This window comes from Variovorax sp. GW531-E2 (assembly GCF_059423125.1).
On the sequence record NZ_JBWKXQ010000001.1, the window covers coordinates 55,909 to 74,294 of the forward strand.

Here is an 18,386-nt window from a genome sequence, read left to right on the forward strand (position 1 = left end):
ACATGGAACTGCTCGTTCAACAGGTCACCGCCGGTCTTGCGACCGGTGCCATCTATGCCTGCGTCGCGCTGGCGATCGTCATGATCTACCGGGCCATCGGCCACGTGAATTTCGCGCAGGGCGAGATGGCCATGGTCTCGACCTACCTGGCCTGGCAGCTCATCGAGTTCGGACTGCCGTACTGGCTGGCCTTCGTGCTGACGCTGGTGCTTTCCTTCGTGCTGGGCGCCATGGTCCAGCACCTGCTCATCCGCCGGATCCGCAACGCATCGGACATCAACCAGATCATCGTCTTCATCGGCGTGCTGCTGGTGCTCAACAGTGTGGCCGGGTTCATCTGGAGCTACACCGTCAAGCCGTTCCCTTCGCCCTTCGGGACGGCACCTTTCATGGGCAGCCCCCTGGCCAGCGCGCACCAGGTGGGAATGATCGGCGTGATCCTCGTCGTGCTGCTGCTGCTGTTCCTTTTCTTCCGCTTCACCCGCACCGGTCTGGCGATGCGCGCGGCGGTGAGCAATCCGAACTCCGCCCGGCTGCTGGGCATCCGGGTCAAGGCGCTCGAAGCGCTGGGGTGGGGCATGGCCGCCAGCATCGGGGCCATCGCCGGCATCCTGGTGGCGCCCATCGTTTTTCTCGAACCGAACATGATGGCCGGCATCGTCATCTACGGCTTTGCAGGTGCCGTGCTCGGCGGCTTGAACAGCCTGCTCGGCGCGCTGATCGGCGGGCTGCTTCTGGGCGTGCTGGAAAACCTCATCAGCACCTTCGTTCCGGTCGTCGGCGGGGAGCTGAAGTCCACCATCGCACTGATCGCGATCGTGGTCGTGCTTCTGGTCCGTCCGCAGGGCCTCATCGGCAAGCCAACAACGCACAGGGTATGACCGCTTCATCCAACTCCCGCTCCCCAGCCGGCCGGTACGGCCCTGTGATCGCGATCCTCGTTGCTGTTCTGGTGCCCGTACTGGCGAAGGACTTCTTCGTCTTCCAGGCCACGCAATTGATGGTCTATGCCATTGCCATCATGGGCTTGAACATTCTGGTCGGCATCAACGGGCAACTCTCGCTGGGGCATGGCGCTTTCTATGCATTGGGCGCCTACACCGTCGCCATCCTCATGGACGGCTACGGAATGCCCTATGGGTGGGCGCTGCCCGTCGCGGCGTTGATCACCTTCGCCGCGGGCTTTGCCTTCGGACTGCCGGCGCTTCGCCTGGAGGGCATCTACCTCGCGCTGGCCACTTTCACGCTCGCCATTGCGCTGCCTCAGATCCTGAAGCTGTCGGTGCTTGACCCGTGGACCGGCGGCGTGCAGGGCATTTCCATCACGAAGCCTGAGGCGCCGGCGTTCCTGCCGCTCAATGCGGACCAGTGGTTGTATGTCCTGACCCTGGTCGTCACGTGTCTTGTCTACTGGCTGGCCCGCAACCTCATCGGCAGCAGGACGGGCCGGGCGCTCACGGCCGTGAAGGACAACGCGCTGGCCGCGCGCACGATGGGCATCAACGTGGCGCTCTACAAGACGCTGGCGTTTTCCGTCAGCGCCTGCTTCACCGGCATCGCGGGGGCTCTCAGCGCGATCGTCGTCCAGTACGTCTCGCCGGACAGCTTCAGCTTCTATCTGTCGGTGGCCATCCTGGTCGGGCTGGTGGTCGGCGGCGTCGGCTGGCTGCCGGGCGCTTTTCTCGGTGCCGCCTTCATCCTCTTCGTGCCCAACATCGCCGAGGGCGTGTCCAAGGGCCTGTCGGGCGCCGTCTACGGCGTGCTGCTCATCGCACTCATCGTGCTGCGCCCCGGCGGCTCGGCAGGGTTCGGCGCCGCCTGGCGCGGACTGCTTTCACGCACCGGGCGCACGACGCGCCAGATATCGCTTTCACAAGAAAAGGAGACAGGATCTTGAACACGCACACGCGCTTTTCCAGAAGAACCGGCCTCACGGCCTTGGCCGCCCTGCTGATAGGGGGACCGCTGACCGGACGGGCTCAGAAACGATACGGCCCCGGCGTCACCGACACCGAGATCAAGATCGGCAACACCAGCCCTTACAGCGGCCCGGGGTCGGCCTACGGTGCGATCGCGAAGATGCATGCGGCGTACTTCAGGATGATCAACGAGAAGGGCGGGGTCAACGGCCGCCGGATCAACTACCTTTCCTACGACGATGCATTGAGCCCGCCCAAGACCGTCGAGCAGACGCGCAAGCTGGTCGAACAGGACCAGGTGCTCGCCGTGTTCAATTCGGTCGGCACCGCGGCCAACCTGGCGGTGCAGAAGTACCTGAACAACAAGAAGGTGCCGCAGCTCATGATCGGCGCCGGATCGACGCGGCTGATCGATCCGAAGACCTTCCCCTGGACCATCGGCTGGCAGCCGACGTACCACAGCGAAGGCGCGATCTACGCGAAGTACATCCTGGCCAACATTCCCGATGCGCGGGTCGCCATCCTGTCGCAGAACGACGATTTCGGTCGCGACTATCTCGGCGGCCTCAAGGCGGGATTCGGCGACAAGGCCAAGAGCCTGATCGTCTCGGAGACCACCTACGAGCCCACGGATGCGACCGTCGACTCGCAGATCCTCAAGATGAAGGCTTCGGGCGCCAACGTGCTGGTGAACATCACCACCCCGAAGTTCGCCGCCCAGACCATCAAGAAGGTGGCCGAGATCGGCTGGAAGCCGACGCACTTCCTGACCAGCATCTCGATCTCGATGGGCGCCGTGATGCGGCCCGCGGGCCTGGAGAACGGGCAGGGGATCATCAGCGCGGCCTACCTGATGGAGGCGACCGACGACCGCTGGAAGGACTACCCCGAGATGCGGGAGTGGAACGCCTTCATGGACAAGTACCTGCCCGACGCCAACAAGGCCGACTGGATGAACGTCTTCGGCTATGTGGCTGCGCAGGCCTTGGTGCATGTGCTGCAGCAGTGCGGCGACGACCTCTCGCGCGAGAACCTGATGAAGCAGGCCGCCAGCATGAAGAACGTGCGCTTCAAGCTGATGCTGCCGGGCATCTTCGCCAACAGCAGCGACAAGAACTTTTTCCCTGTGCGGCAGCTGCAGATGGTGCGCCTGAATGGCCAGAAATGGGAGCCGTTCGGCTCCGTCATGGGCAGCGACGAATAGACCACGGAATCCAGGAAAGAACCATGCACGACTACAAGATGCTCATCGACGGGCAATGGCTGGACGCCCGTTCCGGTCAGACGCTCGACACTGAAAATCCCTACACAGGCAAGCCCTGGGCCCGCATTCCCAAGGCGGCGCCCGACGATGCGGATGCCGCCGTGCGCGCGGCCCACCGGGCCTTGAAGCAGGGCCCGTGGGGGTCGCTCACCGCCAGCGGACGCGGCGCGCTCCTGCGCCGGCTGGGCGACCTGATCGCCGGCGAGGCCGAGGCGCTGGCGCGCACCGAGGTCCGCGACAACGGCAAGCTCTTCGCCGAGATGCGCGCGCAGCTGAACGCGGTGGCGCACATGGCGCACTACTACGCGGGTCTGGCGGACAAGGTGGAGGGCAGCGTGCCGCCGCCCGATCGCAGCGGCATGTTCACCTACACGCGCCGCGAGCCCGTGGGGGTCGTCGTCTGCATCGCGCCGTGGAATTCGCCACTGGCTCTGCTCGCGTCGAAGGCCTTTCCCGCGCTGGCCGCCGGCTGCACGGTCGTTGTCAAGCCGTCCGAGTACACCTCGGCCTCTTCGCTGGAGCTCGGTCGATTGTTCGAGCAGGCCGGCTTCCCGCCGGGTGTCGTGAACATCGTGACCGGCCTGGGTGCCGACCTGGGCGAAGCGCTGGTGACGCATGCAATGACGGCCAAGATCGCCTTCACCGGCGGCGAGGCGGCCGGTCAGCGCGTCAACGAATTGGCCGCGCGCGATTTCAAGAGCGTGACGATGGAGCTGGGTGGAAAGTCGCCCAACATCGTCTTCGACGATGCCAACCTGGATGATGCGGTGAACGGCGCAGTCGCGGGCATCTTCGGGGCCGCGGGCCAGACCTGCATCGCGGGCTCGCGCCTGCTCGTGCAGGAGAGCATCCACGACGCATTCGTCGAGCGGCTGGTGGCGGTCGCCAAGGTCGCGCGCCTGGGCGATCCGAACCTGCCTGACACCCAGATCGGTCCGATCGCGACCCGGCCTCAGTACGACAAGATCCTGAAGTACATCGAGATCGCGAAGAACGAAGGCGGCCACTGCGTGCTGGGCGGACGCCCGAGCGCAGAGCTCGGCGGCCTGTTCGTCGAGCCGACGATCTTCACCCGCATCCACAACGGCATGCGCATCGCGCGCGAGGAGGTCTTCGGGCCCGTGCTGTCGATCCTCACCTTCAAGGACGAGCGCGAGGCGCTGGAGATCGCCAACGACACCTTCTACGGCCTGGCTTCGGGTGTCTGGACCCAGAACATGGGCCGGGCGTTCCGGATGGCCAACGCACTGGAGGCCGGGACGGTCTGGATCAACACCTACCGGGCGCTGGGCGTGCACATGCCGTTTGGCGGCTTCAAGCGCAGCGGGCTGGGGCGCGAGAACGGCCTGGAGGCCATCGAAGGCTACCTGCAGACGAAGAGCGTGTGGCTCAACTACGACGCGCCGACCGCGAATCCGTTCGTGATGCGCATCTAGTGCCAGCCCAGCCCCAAGCCATCAGGAACAACGCCTCTCATGACACAGACAGAACAGTACGACTACATCATCGTCGGCGCGGGATCGGCGGGCTGCGTGCTCGCCAACCGGCTTTCCGAAGACGCTTCGAAAACGGTGCTGCTGCTCGAAGCCGGCCCCGAAGACCGCAGCATGTGGATGAAGATCCCCGCCGGGACGACCAAGGTCTTCCGGCCCAGCGCCGTCAACTGGGGCTACTTCACCGAGCCCGAACCGAACCTGCGCGGCCGGAAGATCTACTGGCCGCGCGGCAGGACACTGGGCGGATCGAGCTCGATCAACGGCATGGTCTATCTGCGCGGCCATCCGGAAGACTACGACCAGTGGGCGCGCCTGGGCAATCCGGGCTGGGGGTGGGATGACGTGGTGCCGTACTTTCGCAAGAGCGAAGATCAGCAGCACGGCGCCAGTGCACTGCATGGTGCCGGCGGCCCGCTGGCCGTGACCGACCCGGTCATCGACGACCCCGCTGGGCGGCTCTTCATCGAGTCGGCGATCAACACCGGCTCGCCCTTGCGCAAGGATTTCAACGACGGCGTGCAGGAAGGCGTTGGGCGGGCGCAGGTCACCGTGCGCGATGGCCGCAGAAGCTCGACCTCCGTCGCCTTCCTGCATCCGGTGCGCGGGCGTGCCAACTTGCACGTCGCCGTCGAAGCGCTCGCCGAAAAAGTGGTGCTCGAAGGCAAGCGCGCCACAGGCGTGAGCTATTCACAGCGCGGCGTCAGCAAGGTTGCCACCGCCCGGTGCGAGGTCATCCTGTGCGGCGGCGTGATCAATTCACCGCAGCTTCTCATGCTCTCGGGCATCGGCCCGGCGGCACATCTGCGCGAGCACGGCATCGACGTTGCGCTGGACTTGCCGGGCGTGGGCGAGAACCTCCAGGACCACCTGTACGTGTACTACGTGGCGAAGTGCGAGAAGTCCATCTCCCTGAACCACAAGCTCTCGGGGCCGAACCTGTACGTCGAGGCGATGAAGTACTTCGCGAACCGCAGCGGCTACCTGAACATCGGCGCGGTCCAGGCGACTGCGTTTGCCCGCGTCGGGCCACAGGCCACCCGACCCGACGTGGAGGTCAGCTTCCGGCCGATGAGCCTGAACATCAGCAAGAAGGGCGACATCGCGCTGGACAGCTTCCCGGGCATCAACGCCTCGTGCAGTTTGCTGCGTCCCCGGGCCCGCGGGCGCATTCGCCTGGCCAGCGCCAATCCGCGCGATTACCCGCGGATCCACGCCAACTACCTGGACAACACAGAGGATCTGCAGGTGATGCGCGAGGGACTTCGCTGGATACGCAAGACCTTCGAGACTGAACCGCTCTCGCGGTTCATCCAGCGCGAACACGCGCCGGGAAATGCAGTCCAGTCGGACAGCGAGTGGGAGGATTTCATCCGCGACTCGGCTCAGTCCGTCTACCACCCGGTGGGCACCTGTGCGATGGGCAACGACGGCATGGCTGTACTGGATCACGAACTGCGAGTGCGCGGCATCGATGGACTGCGCGTCGTGGATGCCTCCGTCATGCCTCGAATAACCTCTTCCAACACGAACGCGCCTGCGATCATGATTGGGGAAAAAGGCGCCGACATGATCCGTGCGACAGAGGGACGTTGACGCCAGATCCCGAACTGCCGAGAACTGGGTTCTTTCTTGCCCGTCGGTGTCGTCTGTTGGCCGCCTGCACATCGGCGGCGCTGATGTGATCTTCGCCAGGGGCGTTTGGACAGGACGGGCGGTTGTACCTCCGAAATTGGCCACTGGATCGGTGAAAGCGCTGGTGCCTGGTTGACTGCTCCGGGGCGGGGAGCGGTCAATCGCGATGCGGTTGCGACCGGCAGCAACCGCTGCATAGCTGTCCTTCGCGTACGCCCGTTCCAGACTGATTGCAGCCGCTCAGATCTTGAGCCCAAATGACTGCCTGCCTCGGAAGCAGTCATTCGTTGGCTGTCAGCGACCGTGCGCTTCAGATCCCTGATGCTGCGCATGATGGCCAACCCAGACAAGCGGTGGGACCATCCAGACACTGGCGAGTCAATGGGCCGGCATCAGCTCCAAGAAATGCTGACGGAAGCGGCGCAGCTCGCGCAGCAGAGGCTCGGCGGAGACGCGCGGGCCATGGCGCGCGTACTGGACCTGACGCCTCGGTTGCCGAAGGAGGCTGGTGTCAAGAAGGCCCTGAAGCGTTCGGGCAAAACAAGGACTGCTGCGTGAAGCGCAACGTGCGTATGGCAACGCTCAGCGACTGACTGAATATGCTGAATCCCGAACGCGGACGCTGGGCATCTGAAGTCGTGGGATGAGACCGTGGGGCCATGGCCGGTTCAGCCGCCGCTGGCGCCCGGTGCGTCGAAGGGAAGGTGCGACGAACTCTTGATCGTGTGCAGCACGAAGGCACTGCGCACCTCGCGCACATGCGGCAAGACCGCGAGCACCTTGCGTCCGAATTCCGCGAAGTCGTCGATGTCGCGGGCCACGACGCGCAGCAGGTAGTCGTCCTGCCCGGAAAGAATATGACAGGAAAGAATATTCCTGACCGGTTTCAACGCCGTTTCGAATTGGACCGCCTGTTCTTCCGAATGCGAGGTGATCTTCACGAAGACAAAAGCCTCGATGCCGAAGCCCAGCGCTTTCCGGTTCAGTGAAATTCCATAGCCTTCAATGACCTTCGTCTCTTCCAGGCGTTTCACGCGCCGCCAGCAGGGAGAGACGGAGCTGTTCGTTTTCTCCGCCAGCTCGGCCATCGAGATGCGCGGGTTCTGCTGAAGCTGCGCCAGCAGGGCAAGGTCGACCGTTGTCAGCGCTGTTTCGCTCATGTTTTGCTCCGTGATTCTCTGGATGGGGATGTTTTTCCAGTTTATCAATGGACAGAGAAAATTCATGCCTTTTCGCGGTCTTTGAGGTGGCCATACAGGCAAGAATTTTCAGAATGAATTAACCATAATTCATGCATTCAAAGAGCACCACGAATGCAGGATTCAATCAATTCAGAAGCCAGGGCGAAAGCGTATTCGCCAAGCTCCGTGGCGCCGGATTTTGCAAAAACAATTGCCGAATACGAAAGCCTCAGTGTGCTCGCGTCGAAACGGCATCCTTCACTTGAAATTGGCTATGGCGATTCGCCGGGTGAAAAAGCCATTTTTTTCGAGGCGAAACCTGCAGCATCACCGCCATTGCTGGTATTCATTCACGGCGGTTATTGGCAGGAATTGTCCGCGCGGGTTTCATGTTTTCCCGCCCTGCAATGCGTGGACGAAGGCATCTCCTATGCCGCGATCGATTACACGCTGGCGCCGCATGCATCGCTGGGGACCATCGTCGGGCAGTGCATTCGGGCGGTGCGCACGCTTTGCGCCTTCTACCGGCGCCGGCATCCCGGTGCCCGCATCGTGATCGCCGGGAGCTCGGCTGGCGCGCACCTGGCGGCGACGCTGCTGGCGGCGCTGGACGACATCGACGCGCCGCTCCAGGGTGCCGTCCTGCTGTCGGGCGTGTACGACCTGCAGCCCCTGGTCGGCACCTACATCAACGACAAGCTGGGGCTCGATGCGCCGGCGGCACTGCGGCTGAGTCCGTTGTTCCTGCCGGTGACGGCGCAGGTGCCCGCCGTCGTCTGCTGGGGAGAAAACGAGACCGACGCATTCAAGCGCCAGAGCCGTGACTACGCCGCCCGCATCGGCGCAAACGGCCGCCCGGCGAGCGTCTACGAAGTCGCGGGCCGCAACCACTTCGACATTGTTTTCGACCTGTGCGATCCGGCCACCCGCCTGGGCCGCGACACCTTCCAACTGCTGCGAGGAACCCCATGAGAAAGCCAACACCCCGTGTCATCCCGACGGTGAGAGACCCGGCCCTGGAGCTGTCGCTCGTCCGGGCGGTGGACATCTCCACCCACGACAGCCGCGACGAGGCCGTCAAGGCCACCGACGGTCAGCCGATGATCGAGTTCGCCGGCAAGAGCAATCCGTTCATCGACTACCACCGCAACGACCTGCTGCTCAGCACGCAGCACATGCGCAGCGAGGGGCACGACGAGATGGTCTTCATCCTGATGACGCAGTGCAAGGAGCTGATCTTCAAGGCCATCCACTACGAAGCCTTCAACATGCAGCTGCGCCTGCGCGACGACGACCTGGCGGGCGCGCTGGCGCTGGCGCCGCGCATCAAGCGCCTGTTCGAGTACCTCACCAAGACCTGGGACGTGCTGTCGACCATCACCACCAGCGGCTTCAACGAGTTCAGGGACTGCCTGGGCGTTTCCTCGGGACAGCAGTCATACATGTACCGCCATGTCGAGTTCGTGCTGGGCAACAAGTCGCGCAGGCTGGCGCAGGCGCACGAGAACAATCCCGACGTCTATCCGTACCTGCTGCAGTCGCTCGAGTCCCCGAGCCTCTACGACGAGGCACTGGCCTTGCTGCACCGGCGCGGTTTCGCGGTGCCCGAGCGCGCGCTCCAGCGCGACTGGAGCGAAACCTACCAGTCCAACCCCGCGGTCGAGCAGGCCTGGCTCGCGGTGTATGCGCAGCCCTGGCCGGAGAACCCGCTCTATCAGCTGGGCGAAACGCTGATCGAAATCGCCGACCTGTTCTCGCAGTTCCGCTTCAAGCATTTCACGTCGGTGGAGCGCATCCTGGGCTTCAAGCCCGGCACCGGCGGGTCGGCCGGCGTCGGCTGGCTCAAGCACGTGGTGGAGCACCGGTTCTTTCCCGAGCTCTGGGCCATCCGCACCGTGATGGGGGCCTGAGTCGTGAGCGTCATCGACATGCATCCGGGCTCTTTGGCAGAGGCGGCGCCCGGCCGCTTCAGGCACCGCTTCCACATGCCGCCGGGGCTGCGCTACTTCGACGGCAATTCGCTGGGGCTGATGCCCAGCGCCGTCGCACAGGCGGTCTCCAACGCGGTGTTGCACGAATGGGCGGACGGTCTCATCCGTTCGTGGAACGGCGCGGGCTGGCGCACGCTGGCGCAGCGCGCGGGCGACAAGATCGCCCGCCTGGTCGGCGCCGAGCCCGGACAGGTCATTGCCTGCGATTCGACGTCGGTCAACCTCTACAAGGTGCTCGTCAGCGCGGTGCGGCTGCGTGCCGGCCGCACGCGCATCGTCACCGATGTGGACTCGTTCCCGACCGACCTGTACATCATCGACGAGGTCGCCCGGCAGTTCGGTCTGGGCGTGCAGCAGGTGCGCGCGGCGGACATTCCGTCCAGCCTGGATGCGGACGTCGCGGCGGTCGTGCTGACCCACGTGGACTACCGCACGGCGCAGGTCCACGACATGGGGCGATACAACAAGGCCGCCCACGCGGTGGGCGCCCTGATGGTCTGGGACCTTTCGCACACCGCGGGTGCGGTGCCCTGCGCACTGGACGCCAGCGGCGCGGACTTCGCCGTGGGCTGCGGCTACAAGTACCTGAACGGCGGGCCGGGCGCACCGGGCTACCTGTATGTGGCGCATCGCCACCAGGCGGCCTGCGACCAGCCGCTGGCGGGCTGGTTCGGCCACGCGCGGCCGTTCGAGTTCTCGCCCGGCTATGCCCCGGCACCGGGCGTGGACCGGTTCCAGTGCGGCACCAGCCCGGTGCTGGCGTTGACGGCACTGCATGCGGCGCTCGATGCCTTCGACGGCACGTCGATGGAAGCGCTGCAGGCGCAGAGCCTGGCGCTCACCGATGCCTTCATCCACGGCGTGGACACCCGGCTGGCCCGCCATGGCTTCACGCTTGCTTCGCCCCGCGACAGGCAGCAGCGCGGTAGCCATGTCTCGCTGCGGCATCCCGAGGGCTATGGCGTGATGCAGGCGCTCGCGCAGCGCCAGCTGATCGGCGACTTCCGCATGCCGGACTTCATGCGCTTCGGCTTCGCGCCGCTCTACAACACCTTCGACGACGTGCAGGCGTTGATCGATGCCATCGACCAGATCATGCGCGATGCATCGTGGAACAGCGACGCGCACCGGGTCCGGCACGCCTTCACCTGACGCCTTCCCTTCCCGTTGCCAGAACAAAGAGAGACACCCCATGGTCAAAGTTCATGATGCTTTTCGCGAAAGCGTGGCCGGCCGGGCCGACGTGGCCGACACACCGCAGCTGCTGGCGTACTACGACGAGCTGGAACGGCTCGACACCGGCGCGCTGTGGACGGTGGCCAACAAGATCGAACCCTGGCAGCCGCAATCGGCTTCGGTGCCGGTGCTCTGGCGCTACCGCGACCTGCGTGCGCACGTGCTGCGTTCGATCGACCTGGTGACACCGGAGAAGGCCGGCCGCCGCGTGATCTACCTGAACAACCCGGGCCGCCGCGACGTGGCGGCGGCCGTCGGCTGGCTCTATTCGGGCCTGCAGGTCATGCACCCGGGCGAAGCCGCCTCCGCACATGCGCATTCCGCGTCGGCGCTGCGCTTCATCATGGAGGGCACGGGGGCCTACACCGTCGTCGACGGCCACAAGATGACGCTCGGTGCCAACGACTTCGTGCTCACGCCCAACGGCACCTGGCACGAACACGGTGTCGGTGCCGAAGGCACCACCTGCATCTGGCAGGACGGGCTCGACATTCCGCTGATCAACGCGCTGGAAGCGGGCTTCTACGTGGTGCATCCCGACCTGTCGCAGGCCGTGACGCACGCGGTCGACGACGCCACCGCCACCTGGGGCGGCGTGGCCCTGCGGCCGCACGACGTGGCCTGGCAGAAGAACTACTCGCCGCTGTTCAAGTACGAGTGGGGTCCCACCTACGAGGCGCTGCGCAAGCGCGCAAGAGTGAGCGACGGCAGCCCGTTCGACGGCATCCTCATGCACTACGTCAACCCCGTGACCGGCGGCCCGGTGATGCCTACCATCGGCGCTAGCATGCAGCTGCTGCGTCCCGGCGAGCACACGAAAGCCCATCGCCACACCGGCAGCTTCCTGTACCAGGTGGCCAAGGGCCGCGGCTTCAGTGTCGTCAATGGCCAGCGCTTCGACTGGCAGGAGCGCGACATCTTCTGCGTGCCGTCGTGGATGTTCCATGAGCATGCCAACGTCTCTGCGACCGAAGACGCCTGCCTGTTCTGCTTCAGCGACCTGCCGGTGATGCAGTCGCTGGGCCTGTATCGCGAAGAGGCGCTGGCCGAGAACGCAGGCCACCAGCCCGTGGGCTGACCGCGCGCCGCGCGCTTTTTTTTCTTTTCTCCACCGTCCCGTCCGCATGCGCTCCTCGCCGAGCGCGGGGAGGTGCCTTGCCGTCTTTTTTCTCTCGGAGATCCGATCCATGCGTCTCGTCACTTACCGCGCCCATCCTGCTACCGCCGCCCGACTGGGCGCGTTGGTGGACGAACAGGTCGTCGACCTTGCCACGCTGGGCGCCGCCGCCGGCGTGGCCTTGCCCGACGACATGCTGGCCTTCATCGACCTGGGGCCGCACGCCGTTCGCGTTGCCAGCACACTGGTGAAGGAGCACGCCGGGCGATGGCCCCTTGCATCGGCGCAGCCGCTGGCCAACGTGCGCCTACTGGCGCCGATTCCCAGGCCGCGCAAGAACATCTTTGGTATCGGGCTCAACTACGTGGAGCACGTGGCCGAATCGAGCCGCACGCTCGACACCGCTAAGGAATTGCCAAGGCAGCCGGTCATCTTCTCCAAGCCGCCGACCACGGTGATCGGCCCCGGCGAAGCGATTGCGCACAACGCCAGGCTGACGCAACAGCTCGACTGGGAGGTCGAGCTCGCGGTGGTCGTGGGCACGCGCGCCAGCCGCGTGACCAAAGAGGCGGCGCTGTCGCATGTCTTCGGCTACAGCGTGATGATCGACGTGAGCGCCCGCGACTGCCGCCGCGCGGGGCAATGGATCTATTCGAAGGGGCAGGACACCTACGGTCCGTTCGGTCCCTGCATCGTCACCGCTGACGAGATCCCTGACCCGCACGGCCTGAACCTCTGGCTCACCGTCAACGGCCAGATGAAGCAGTCGTCCAACACGCGCCATCTGCTGTTCGATGTGCCACACCTGATCGCAGACATCAGCGCGGGCATCTCGCTGGAGCCCGGCGACATCATCGCCACGGGCACGCCCGAGGGTGTGGGCGCGGGCCGCACGCCACAGGAATGGCTGTGGCCGGGCGATGTGGTGGAGGCCGGTGTTGAAGGCATCGGCACGTTGCGCCATCCCGTGGTCGCTGTCTGAGCCTGCAACGAGGCACGCCCCATGTTCAGCCACCTCGCAGCCAGTCCCGACGATCCGATCCTGGCGCTCAACGAGGCGTTCATGCGCGACGCCAGGACGCACAAGGTCAACCTGTCGATCGGTATGTACTTCGACGAAACCGGAGCGCTGCCGGTGCTCGATGCCGTGCGCGAAGCCGAGCGAAGAATGGCCGCGCGCGGAGGGGCGAAGCCCTACCTGCTCATCGAGGGTCAGCCGGATTTCTCGCAGGCCGTGCGCGCGCTGCTGTTCGGGCACGGCCATGAGGCCGTCGCTTCGGGCCGCATTGCCACGCTCCAGACGGTCGGCTCCTGTGGCGCGCTGCGCGTCGGCGCCGAGCTTCTTCGGCAGGCCTTTCCTGGCAGCGGAGTCTGGGTGAGCGACCCGACCTGGGAGAACCACCGCGCCGTCTTCAAGAGCGCCGGATTGGCGGTGTGTGCGTACCCGTATTTCGACCACGGCACAGGGCGCCTGCGCTTTGACGCCATGTGCGAGGCCGTCGGCACACTGCCCGCGCACAGCGTGGTGCTGCTCCATGCTTGCGGCCATAACCCGACCGGTGTCGACATGACTGCCGTCGAGTGGAAGCAGCTCGCGGCGTTGATGGCCAAGCGCGCGTTGATCCCTTTCGTCGACCTGGCCTACCAGGGCTTCTGCGAAGGGCTGGAGGCCGATGCGGCACCCGTCCGCCTTCTGGCGGATGCGGGGCTCGGCCTGCTGGTCGCGAATTCCTTTTCCAAGAACATGGGCGTGTACGGCGAGCGCTGCGGTGCGCTCAGCGTGGTCTGCCCCGATGCCGCGCAGGCGACGCTCGTCCTAGGGCAGCTGAAGGCGATCGTTCGACAGAACTATTCCAGCCCGCCGATGCACGCCGGACGGCTGGTGACCGAGGTGCTGAACGACGCCGCCTTGCGCGAGGCATGGGCGCGCGAGGTCGAAGGCATGCGCCTTCGCACGAACGCCATGCGCGTCGCACTGCATGAGGCGCTGCGCCAGCGTCTTCCCGGGTACGACGCCGGCTACCTGCTGCGCCAACGCGGCATGTTCAGTTTCACGGGCCTCTCGCCCGCGCAGGTGGATGCGTTGCGGGAGTCGCACGCGGTCTACCTGGTGCGCTCCGGGCGAATGTGCCTGTCGGGCCTGAACGGCGGCAACGTGGATCGCGTGGCCGATGCGATCGCGCGCGTCATCGGCTGAGGTCGTGCCGTTCGAGGCGCTTCCTCTTTCTTCTTCCCCACGCTTCATACCCTTCGAAGGAGTCTTCATCATGAGAACCAGGCAGATTGTTTTCGGTTTCTTCCAAACGGTGCTGCTGATCGGCTGCGCGTGCGTGGCGCAGCCATCGGCTGCGGAGGAGGGGCCGATCAGGGTGCTTGTCGGCTATGCCGCCGGCGGCAGCACCGACGCCATCGCCCGTGTCCTGGCGGAGGGAATGCAGCGCGAACTGGGGCGCAGCGTGATCGTGGAGAACCGTGCGGGGGCCGGCGGGCAGGTGGCGGCGCTGGCGCTGAAGGCTGCCGCGGCGGACGGGGCCACGCTCTACCTGGCCAACAGCAACACCGTGTCGATGATTCCGCTGACCATGCGCAAGCCGGGCTTCGACCCGGTCAAGGACTTCGCACCGGTGGGGCTGGTCGCGATCAACCCCGACGTCTTCGCCATCAGCACCACGGCGGTGGACGTTGCGAATGCCGGCCTGCGCGAATACGCCCAGTGGGCGAAGACGCACCCGGGCCAGGGCAATGTCGGTGTGCCGGCACAGGCCAGCGCACCCGACTTCGCGGTGGGCCTCGTCGGCCGGGCCTTGGGCGCCCCTTTGCAGTCGGTGCCTTACCGCGGCGACAGTCCCATCGCGCTGGACCTGGTCGGCGCGCAACTGTCTGGCGGCATCGGCTCGGTCGGGACCATGCTGCAGCACGCGAAGACCGGAAAGATCCGGATCGTCGCAGTCAACGGCACGAAGCGGCTTCCCCTGCTGCCGGAGGTGCCGACCTATGCCGAGCTGGGTATCGAGGGCTACGAGGAAGTGATCTTCACCGCCATGTTCGCGCCGACGGGAACGCCGCGCGAACTGGTGCAGCGCTACAACGCGGCCATCGTACGCATCGTCGATTCCGCGAGCTTCGCCGACAAGCTCAACAAGCTGGGCATCGTTCCCAGCGCCAGCACGCCGGCCGAGCTGGCGCAGCGCATGGCGGCGACGACCCGGTCGTGGTCGGTGATGGTTCGCAACGCCGGCTACGTTCCGCAATGACGACAGGCGCATCAGGATCGCAGGCGGCGCCAGGCGCGCTGCTGCAAGAGTTGCGCGCGGTGACGGGCGAAGCCGGTGTGCTGACGGGCGTCGACGTCGCGGCCCTGGCCATCGTCCGCCCACGCAGCACGCAGGAAGTCTCGGCCGTGCTGGCCCTGTGCAAGGACGCGCGGCAACCCGTCGTCACCCAGGGCGGGCGCACCGGGCTGGTCCGCGGCTGCGAGGCCGGGCCGGGCGAGCTGGTGCTCTCAACCGAACGCATGAACCGCATCGAAGGGATCGATGCCGTCGGGCGCACCGTCACCGTGCAGGCGGGTGTGGTACTTCAGGTACTGCAGGAAGCCGTGCAAGAAGAAGGTCTGTGCTACGGGGTCGACTTCGGCGCGCGCGGCAGCGCGACCGTCGGCGGGAGCATCGCCACCAATGCCGGAGGCACCCGCGTCATCCGCTACGGCATGACGCGCGCTTCGGTGCTCGGGCTCGAAGCGGTGCTGGCCGACGGCACGGTGATCTCGTCGATGAACGCCATGCTGAAGAACAACACCGGCTATGACCTCAAGCAGTTGTTCATCGGCAGCGAAGGAACACTGGGCGTCGTCACGCGCGCCGTGCTACGTCTGCACGAAATGCCGACCAGCCGATGCACGGCCCTGGTCGCGTGCGACGACTTTGACAGCGTGCAGCGCCTGCTCCAGCACATGGGACGCCATCTGGCCGGGGACCTGGCCGCTTTCGAGGTGATGTGGCAAGACTACTTCCACCTGGTCACGACCTCGCCGGCAAAGGGGCGCTCGCCCTTCGCGCGCGAGCCTGCGCTCTGCGTGCTGGTCGAGTGCGATGGGTCCGCGGGCGAATCGGACGCCGCGCGCTTTGCCGATGCACTGGAGGCCGCCATGACGGCGGGCTGGGCGGCCGATGCCGCCATCGCCCAGAGCGTCGAGCAGCGCGATGCGTTCTGGCGCATTCGCGACAGCGTCGAGGCGCTGCACGCTTTCTCCCCGGTCTTTCATTTCGACGTGTCGCTGCCCATCGTGGAGATGGAGGCCTACGTCCGCCAGCTGCAGGCCGAGGTACGGCGCCGCTGGGCGGGTGGACGCTGCTGGGTCTTCGGGCACATCGGGGACGGCAACCTGCATGTCTCCGTGGCACCCGCTTCGCACGAGCCCGGCATCCAGCGGATCGTCGAAGCGCTCGTCTACGAACCGCTGGCGCGCTGCCGCGGTGCGGTGTCCGCCGAACACGGCATCGGCATGGCGAAGCGGCCGTGGCTCTCCGTCACGCGAACGACGCAAGAGATCGACCTGATGCGGCGGCTCAAGCAGTCGCTCGATCCCCTGGGGCTTCTCAATCCCGGGCGGGTCGTGGGCACGACGGTCGACGCCGCGCATTGACGGCCCGCCGCATCGGCGCGCCTTTTTTCTTCTTCTTCTTTTCATTGCAATCCCGAACTACAGGAAACAGACACATGCTTGATCTGCCCACATTCAAGGCCGCGGCCGTGCAGGCCGCGCCGGTGTACCTCGATACCGACGCGACCATCGACAAGGCTTGCGCGCTCATCGCCGAAGCCGCGGCGCACGGGGCCACCCTCATCGCCTTTCCCGAGGTCTTCGTGGCCGGCTATCCGTATTGGAACTGGGTCATGAACCCGATCGAGGGCAGCCCGTGGTTCGAACGGCTGTGCCGCTCGGCCATCGAGGTGCCCGGGCCGCAGGTGCAGCGCCTGCAGCAGGCCGCGCGCAACCACGGCGCTCATGTCGTGATCGGCGTCAACGAGCGCAGCCCGACCGGCGTCGGCACCCTCTACAACACCTTGCTGACCATCGGCCCCGATGGCGCCTTGCTGGGCCGCCACCGCAAGCTGGTGCCGACCTGGGCCGAGAAGCTCACCTGGGCGAACGGCGATGCCTCGTCGCTGCGCGTGCATCAGACCGCGGTGGGTCCGCTGGGGTCGCTGGCCTGCGGCGAGAACACCAACACGCTGGCCCGGTTCAGCCTGCTCGCCCAGGGCGAGCTCGTGCACGTGGCCAGCTACATCTCGCTGCCGGTCGCGCCGCCGGACTACGACATGGCCGAGGCCATCCGCCTTCGGGCCGCCGCGCATTCCTTCGAAGGCAAGGTGTTCACCGTGGTTTCGTGCTCGACGGTCTCCGAGGACATCATCGAGGCCATGGCCGCCACGCATCCGAAGTCGCGCGAGTTGCTGTCGCGGCGCAGCAGCGCCTTCTCGGGCATCCTGGGGCCCGACGGCCGCGTGATCGGCAAGCCGCTGATCGACGAAGAAGGCATCGTCTATGCCGACATCGACCTGTCGCGTTGCATCCAGCCGCGACAGATGCACGACATCACGGGGCACTACAACCGTTTCGACATCTTCGACTTGCGCGTCGATCGCCGGGGACTGGCACCGGCGCGGTTTCGCGACGACGACGCTCCCGACCCGGGTGATGGCGGCGGTGCGGCGTTGCCGATGGCGCTTGCCGCAGGCCAGGCCGGGGAGGGCACGCCATGACGCAAGGCCGTGTGTTTCGCATCGGGCAGATCGTGCCGTCGTCCAACACGACCATGGAAACCGAGATCCCCGCGATCCTGCGGGCGCGCGAAGCGGTGGCGCCCGAGCGCTTCAGCTTCCACGCGAGCCGGATGCGCATGAAGAAGGTCACGCGCGAAGAGCTGGCCGCGATGGACGCCGACAGCGACCGCTGCGCGCTGGAGCTGTCCGATGCGCGCGTGGACGTGCTCGGGTACGCCTGCCTGGTGGCCATCATGAGCATGGGCAAGGGGTATCACCGCATCTCCGAGCAACGGCTGCATCAGCGGACCGTGGACAACGCAGCGCCCGCGCCTGTCGTGGCCACCGCCCGGGGGGGCGCGCTGGTCGACGGCCTGCATGCGATCGGTGCGAAGAAGGTCTCGATCCTGGCGCCGTACATGAAGCCGCTGACGCAGCTGGTGATCGACTACATCGAGCACGAAGGCATCGAGGTCGTCGACAGCATCTCGCTGGAGATTCCCGACAACCTGGAAGTGGGGCGCCAGGACCCCTTGGCTCCGGCGGAGATCACGAAGCGCCTGAAGACCGCGGGTGTGGATGCCATCGTGGCATCGGCCTGCGTGCAGATGCCGTCGCTGGCATCGGTCGATCTCATCGAGCAACGGACCGGACTGCCGGTGGTGTCGTCAGCGGTGTCGACGACTTTCATGATGCTCAAGCGCCTGGGCCTGCGCACCCATGCGCCGGGGAGCGGGTCGCTGCTCGGCGGCAGGTATTAGCCGACCCGAAGCGCCAGTGGTGC

The 18,386-nt window shown here is 66.0% G+C and carries 17 protein-coding genes; 16 read left to right on the forward strand and 1 reads right to left on the reverse strand.

Going from position 1 to position 18,386, the window contains the following annotated elements; all coding sequences use genetic code 11:
- Nucleotides 1–2 precede the first annotated feature (2 nt).
- The 6 genes from AC07XP_RS00240 (at nucleotide 3) to AC07XP_RS00265 (ending at nucleotide 6,869) form a co-directional block, all read left to right on the forward strand.
- Nucleotides 3–881, forward strand: coding sequence for a branched-chain amino acid ABC transporter permease (locus AC07XP_RS00240; protein ID WP_062471874.1), 879 nt, complete (start codon nucleotides 3–5; stop codon nucleotides 879–881).
- A complete protein-coding gene (locus AC07XP_RS00245; RefSeq protein ID WP_495263415.1) occupies nucleotides 878–1,897 on the forward strand; it encodes a branched-chain amino acid ABC transporter permease in 1,020 nt (339 codons plus the stop codon). The genes AC07XP_RS00240 and AC07XP_RS00245 overlap by 4 nt, the downstream gene beginning before the upstream one ends.
- Nucleotides 1,894–3,123, forward strand: a complete 1,230-nt coding sequence (locus tag AC07XP_RS00250) for an ABC transporter substrate-binding protein (protein ID WP_495263416.1) — start codon at nucleotides 1,894–1,896, stop codon at nucleotides 3,121–3,123. The genes AC07XP_RS00245 and AC07XP_RS00250 overlap by 4 nt, the downstream gene beginning before the upstream one ends.
- A gap of 23 nt (nucleotides 3,124–3,146) precedes the next feature.
- Nucleotides 3,147–4,619, forward strand: coding sequence for an aldehyde dehydrogenase (locus AC07XP_RS00255; RefSeq protein ID WP_495263417.1), 1,473 nt, complete (start codon nucleotides 3,147–3,149; stop codon nucleotides 4,617–4,619).
- A 39-nt stretch (nucleotides 4,620–4,658) separates the two neighbouring features.
- Nucleotides 4,659–6,272 carry a GMC family oxidoreductase gene (locus tag AC07XP_RS00260; protein ID WP_495263418.1) on the forward strand — a complete coding sequence of 538 codons (1,614 nt, stop codon included), beginning with the start codon at nucleotides 4,659–4,661 and terminating at the stop codon, nucleotides 6,270–6,272.
- Nucleotides 6,273–6,632: 360 nt separating this feature from the next.
- Nucleotides 6,633–6,869, forward strand: coding sequence for a hypothetical protein (locus tag AC07XP_RS00265; protein WP_495263419.1), 237 nt, complete (start codon nucleotides 6,633–6,635; stop codon nucleotides 6,867–6,869).
- Nucleotides 6,870–6,979: 110 nt separating this feature from the next.
- Here AC07XP_RS00265 and AC07XP_RS00270 read toward each other — a convergent pair whose 3' ends face one another.
- A complete protein-coding gene (locus AC07XP_RS00270; RefSeq protein WP_495263420.1) occupies nucleotides 6,980–7,471 on the reverse strand; it encodes an Lrp/AsnC family transcriptional regulator in 492 nt (163 codons plus the stop codon).
- Between the two features lie 153 nt (nucleotides 7,472–7,624).
- Here AC07XP_RS00270 and AC07XP_RS00275 point away from each other — a divergent pair, with 153 nt between their 5' ends.
- The 10 genes from AC07XP_RS00275 (at nucleotide 7,625) to AC07XP_RS00320 (ending at nucleotide 18,363) form a co-directional block, all read left to right on the forward strand.
- A complete protein-coding gene (locus AC07XP_RS00275; RefSeq protein WP_495263421.1) occupies nucleotides 7,625–8,464 on the forward strand; it encodes an alpha/beta hydrolase in 840 nt (279 codons plus the stop codon).
- Nucleotides 8,461–9,402, forward strand: coding sequence for a tryptophan 2,3-dioxygenase (locus tag AC07XP_RS00280; protein ID WP_495263422.1), 942 nt, complete (start codon nucleotides 8,461–8,463; stop codon nucleotides 9,400–9,402). The genes AC07XP_RS00275 and AC07XP_RS00280 overlap by 4 nt, the downstream gene beginning before the upstream one ends.
- Before the next feature lie 18 nt (nucleotides 9,403–9,420).
- Nucleotides 9,421–10,635 carry a kynureninase gene (gene kynU / locus AC07XP_RS00285; RefSeq protein WP_495263579.1) on the forward strand — a complete coding sequence of 405 codons (1,215 nt, stop codon included), beginning with the start codon at nucleotides 9,421–9,423 and terminating at the stop codon, nucleotides 10,633–10,635.
- A 40-nt stretch (nucleotides 10,636–10,675) separates the two neighbouring features.
- Nucleotides 10,676–11,797, forward strand: a complete 1,122-nt coding sequence (locus tag AC07XP_RS00290) for a cupin domain-containing protein (RefSeq protein WP_495263423.1) — start codon at nucleotides 10,676–10,678, stop codon at nucleotides 11,795–11,797.
- 109 nt (nucleotides 11,798–11,906) lie between these two features.
- Complete coding sequence (locus AC07XP_RS00295; protein ID WP_495263424.1) at nucleotides 11,907–12,818, forward strand: fumarylacetoacetate hydrolase family protein; 912 nt, start codon at nucleotides 11,907–11,909, stop codon at nucleotides 12,816–12,818.
- Nucleotides 12,819–12,839: 21 nt separating this feature from the next.
- The gene (locus tag AC07XP_RS00300) at nucleotides 12,840–14,033 is read left to right on the forward strand and encodes an amino acid aminotransferase (RefSeq protein ID WP_495263425.1); all 1,194 of its coding nucleotides are present in this window, start codon (nucleotides 12,840–12,842) and stop codon (nucleotides 14,031–14,033) included.
- Nucleotides 14,034–14,103: 70 nt separating this feature from the next.
- A complete protein-coding gene (locus AC07XP_RS00305; protein WP_495263426.1) occupies nucleotides 14,104–15,090 on the forward strand; it encodes a tripartite tricarboxylate transporter substrate-binding protein in 987 nt (328 codons plus the stop codon).
- The gene (locus AC07XP_RS00310) at nucleotides 15,087–16,481 is read left to right on the forward strand and encodes an FAD-binding oxidoreductase (protein ID WP_495263427.1); all 1,395 of its coding nucleotides are present in this window, start codon (nucleotides 15,087–15,089) and stop codon (nucleotides 16,479–16,481) included. Before AC07XP_RS00305 ends, AC07XP_RS00310 begins: the two co-directional genes overlap by 4 nt.
- A gap of 74 nt (nucleotides 16,482–16,555) precedes the next feature.
- Nucleotides 16,556–17,602, forward strand: a complete 1,047-nt coding sequence (locus tag AC07XP_RS00315; protein ID WP_495263428.1) for a carbon-nitrogen hydrolase family protein — start codon at nucleotides 16,556–16,558, stop codon at nucleotides 17,600–17,602.
- A complete protein-coding gene (locus AC07XP_RS00320; protein WP_495263429.1) occupies nucleotides 17,599–18,363 on the forward strand; it encodes a maleate cis-trans isomerase family protein in 765 nt (254 codons plus the stop codon). The genes AC07XP_RS00315 and AC07XP_RS00320 overlap by 4 nt, the downstream gene beginning before the upstream one ends.
- The last annotated feature ends 23 nt before the right edge of the window (nucleotides 18,364–18,386 follow it).